Below are 4549 nucleotides of genomic sequence, written 5' to 3' on the forward strand. Positions count from 1 at the left end.
CTAACTGATGAATATTACATTGATCCACTGACGCGTTCCGCCATACCAGCACCGGGACGCACATTTAAACTGGCTTTGACAGGGCGCTTCTAGCGTCTTGTTATCAAAAGTGGCGAGCATAACATCTCGTCACCTCACCGTGTTTTCACTGCGGAAACACTTAATGCAATGGAGTAATACAATGAAAAAGTTACAACTAGTAAGTGCAATAACTCTCGCTCTTAGCTCATTAACTTTATCAGGCATGGCCAATGCGACAGCATCAGGTCAAAGTCTTACGGGCTATATCACAGTAGGTGGTACAACGAGTACAACTGTTGATCACCCTGGTACGGAAGGTGCACCTGGAATAGGTGTAACCAATTTTTATGACGGTGCTATGGTCAGTTTTTCAGGCCTAACAAACATGGTAAGTGCTAGTAATGATGTCTACACCATTACACCAGCCATGATGCCAGCATCTCATTCTGCCCTTGGCTATTTTGATTTCTCTGAAATATCAGGTCAGGATGTCTTTTTTGGTGAATGGTCAGGCGTAGACAATAGTGGCCTTAAGGATAGCACAACTCATACTGTCTACTACTCAGGCTTGAATGAAGATACGTCTGTACCAACCTCTGGCTCAGCTACTTACACTGTTGTCGGTATTAATAACTACGATGGTACAGCGGCAAGCTTGCTAAACGGTACATTAACCGCTGACTTCGGTTCAGCCGAATTAACTGGGACAATGTACAACTCTACTGTAAGCAAATATATTAATATTGGTACTGCCACTATTAATAGTACAGCCTCTGTAACAGGAACTGGTGCATCAGGAACCTTTGATGGTACATCCCTAACTGGTGGTAGCGTTTCTGCTCAGTTCTACAATGGCCAAGCAGATCTAGCTGGGCTTGTTGACTTCACTGGTACTGAATACGATACCGCATTTGGTGGTTCTCAATAGACTTACATCATTTTTGATGATTTGTTTTTAGCCGAGCATGATTATCCTGCTCGGCTTTTCTCTTTACTGCCTATGATGAGCCATTTACATGCGTTTTTTAAAAAGTAACTTTCTTCCTTGCAAGATAGTCGGATTGGCCTTGCTGTTTATGTTCTCACGGTCTGCAACAGCAGATGATCACGATTTAGATACTCAACTAAGGTTAAACCAAAGCATAGAACAACAAAGCAATTCAAAGGAAAGTGAATTACTCAAAGATGAAGATTACTTGCCAGGAAAACGCCCAGAGTTGATTCTTGATGGCAAGGCTTATCCTGTCGGGCACAACGCTAATGATCTAGGGCGTGCACTCTATGAATCCATCAAGAACAAACAATGGAACGCCGTTGTTTATTTTCTTAATGAGTATCAAACACTTTCCGATGCTGATCCACTTTTACTCGCTTATGCGAAAGGCGCATTAGCTCGAATCCAAGGTAATATGAAACAGGCTGTTATAGAATATCGTCAACTTCTCAATTTAAATCCTGATTTTTTACCTGGTCAATTAGAGCTGGCGAGGGTCTTATTTGAAGACCATCAAGACAAAGAAGCTGAGATAGTTTTTACGCAAATAGCAGCAAAGCTTGATCCAGATAACGCGCAACAAGCGGGCGTAAACCGCACAGTAGAAAGTTTTTTAACCGCGTTAGATCAACGCAATGATTGGTCTGTTTCTGTCGCGCTTGGTGCAGTATGGAATGATAACCTTAACCAATCTTCAGAAAGCAGAACGTGCTTACTTCTCTACCAAGGACAATGTGTTTATGAACGTAACATCCCCGACGCCATTTCAGCAACAGGGCTTGATTACGAGCTGACCAGTAACAAGTACACACCTGTTACTGGTCATAATGGACTGTATTCTCGCTCTCTATTGTATGGCAAGAACTATGATGATTATCCTGACTACAATGAAAGCACACTAGTAACGCAATTAGGTTATCGCTATCAAGACCTCGATGATCAAATACAATTTGCGCCTTCTTTTGAATTTTCCGCCTATGGAAATAAAGCCATGTACAGTGCCTTAGGCCTGCATGGCGAATGGACTCGTCGCTTTTCTAACAAACAAGTGCTCAAGCTCCAAGGCGATTACAAAGAGCTACGCTATAAAAAGCAAAACTACGAACGTTATAACGGCCCATCCTACTCAGCAAACGCGACCATGTGGCAAGTATTACCAAACAGCTGGACGTTATTTGGAGGTATAGATGGTTTAGATAGACAAGCGGATGATAAACCCTATGGCTATTTACAACTCGGTGTACGGCTGGGTATATCGAAATCCTTTTCCAATATTTTAAGTACTACATTCTTTGCTTCTTTCCGCGAACAAAATTACAAAGCGTACAGCAACATTCTTGGCGCAAAACGCAATGACCATGAAAGCAGCTACACATTGGTCATGAAATCACCTCAACTGTCCATCTTAGGTTTTGCTCCGAGCCTAACCATCAAACACTCAAATATAAACAGCAATGTAGATTGGCTTTATAGCCGCGAAAATAATCAAATCAGCCTAAAACTAGAGAAAAATTTCTAACATGATAAAACTGCATCATTTAACTACTTTTGTCACTCTTTGCGCCCTATTATTAAGCTCTGTGTCCTGGGCAGCAGGTAACTGGCAATACTACCAAGATAAAGCCATGACTCTTTACCAAGATGGCGATTACATCAAGGCAGAAAAAAATGCAAAATACGCTGCCAAAATCGCTAAAAAAGCCGACAACGGTACCGCGTTTCGTGCCAGCAGTCTCAACTTATTGGCTTTTATTCAAATCGCACAAGACAAGCCAGACGCTGCGATTAATTCCATCAATGATGCTATCAAATTTACAAAAAGCGCTTACGATGACGAACACCCTCAGGTAGCTACCCTGCTATTTAATAAAGGCAATTTTCTTGAGCAGATAGGTCAGCCTCAACATGCTATTGACGCTTATTCCCAAGCTTGGGCTATTCAACAATTTGAGAATGTTCAAGCGAATGACGTTTTAAAAACCGTAAACGCGTTAACTCGTCTTCATAATGAATCGAAGAATTATGCCGAAACCATATCCACCGTAGAAACCTTACTAAAAAGCAAAGGTCAGCAAGAATTCAGTGATCTGTTTCGTCACATAAATTATGCTTTGGCCGATGCGCACATACAACAAAACCAAGCAGAAGCTGCGCAACGCACATTAGAAATAGAACTCGAACGAGAACAAAACGCATTAGAAAACAATGATGTTCGTCTCGCTGAAACACTGGAACGCCTCGCTGCGCTTTACGATGAACAAGGTCTACAAAATTTAGCAATATCCTCTCGTGAACAGGCGCTAAAAATCCGAAACAAATCAGGCAATTCATCACTCGCCAACGTGATGAATTTAAATGAATTGGCTTTGAACAGCCAACAGAAAAAAGACTATAGCGAAGCAGAAGCGCTTTACCAAAAAGCGTTAATGGGGTTGCGTGAACTGAATCAAGATAAAGGCATAGAACAAGCCCTGATACTGGGTAATTTAGGTAGCCTGGAAGATGAGCAAGGTGATACAAAAAAAGCCCTAACACTTTATCAACGGAGTTTAATACTTCATGGCAAAACCCCAACACAGCCATTACAAGCCGCTTATACTGCAGCAAGGGCGGGGGCTATTTTCTATGGTGAAAGAGACTACCTACAAGCAGAGCCTCTCTTTCTGCAATCACTATCCTTAATGGAAAAAGCACAAGCACCAGCAGCATCCAAAAAAATTGCATTGGAAAATCTGATAGCGCTCTACGACGCTTGGAATAAAAGCAGAGAAAAATCGAAATTCCTAAGACAATTAAAGGTATTAAATGAGTAACTAAAGCAAACTACTGATAACCATCTGCTACGCTATCTATACTTCACCTGAAGACATAAGAGGTAGAAAATAAGAGACTTGCTTTGCTGGCAAAACATAATGCCGGATAACTTTAGCTCATCTGACCAATGCATGAACTAGATAAGCAAGATCCTAAGCAGCGTAAGCCGTAAGCCGTAAGCCGCTGACTAGATAAACAAAATAACCAAGCTTTACCGTTAATGTGATTGGTTAGAGGTTGCTGGACTAACCCCATCCTGACCTTCCCCTTGAAGACATAAGGGGAAGGAACAAGAAACTTGGCTTGGTGACAAAACACCATGTCGGATAGCTTGAGTTCAGGCTGACCTATGCATATGACTAGATAAACAGGATCCGAAGCAGCGTAAGCCGCTGACGACGTCAGTGACGCAAGGCGTCGCTGGTTGGGATCGTGTTGTGTATGGAGATAATTGAGGACATCTGAGGATACTAAAGACGACGACCTCACAGATCTAAAGCTTCGCTTTATCCCCTTCGGGCATCCTTCGGATGTCTTCCACTGGCCCCTTCGGTGCATCGTGTAATCACATGTATCCAGAGGTGGTGAAGAGATAGGTGACCTAATTCGCTTTTTATTTCAGGCAATAAAAAACCCCGCCCTGCTATGCAGGATGGGGTTCTTTTCGTTTTAAAGCTTGACGACAACCTTGTCTCACATGCTTTCTTTCTATTATAAGAC

At 42.2% G+C, this 4549-nt stretch carries 3 protein-coding genes; all 3 read left to right on the forward strand.

Annotated features, from left to right (window positions below; all coding sequences use genetic code 11):
- The first annotated feature begins 181 nt into the window (after positions 1 to 181).
- The 3 genes from DFP80_RS20485 to DFP80_RS20495 all read left to right on the forward strand — a co-directional run bounded on the left by DFP80_RS20485 (position 182) and on the right by DFP80_RS20495 (position 3828).
- Complete coding sequence (locus DFP80_RS20485; protein ID WP_113918649.1) at positions 182 to 949, forward strand: Slam-dependent surface lipoprotein; 768 nt, start codon at positions 182 to 184, stop codon at positions 947 to 949.
- A gap of 88 nt (positions 950 to 1037) precedes the next feature.
- Entirely contained in the window at positions 1038 to 2534 is a 1497-nt protein-coding gene (locus tag DFP80_RS20490) for a surface lipoprotein assembly modifier (protein WP_113918650.1), read from the forward strand.
- 1 nt (position 2535) lies between these two features.
- On the forward strand, positions 2536 to 3828 hold the full coding sequence (locus DFP80_RS20495; RefSeq protein WP_113918651.1) for a tetratricopeptide repeat protein: 1293 nt from the start codon (positions 2536 to 2538) through the stop codon (positions 3826 to 3828).
- Positions 3829 to 4549: the final 721 nt, after the last annotated feature.

Origin of the sequence: Marinomonas rhizomae (genome assembly GCF_003315485.1) — a bacterium.
In the GTDB taxonomy this organism is placed as follows: domain Bacteria; phylum Pseudomonadota; class Gammaproteobacteria; order Pseudomonadales; family Marinomonadaceae; genus Marinomonas; species Marinomonas rhizomae.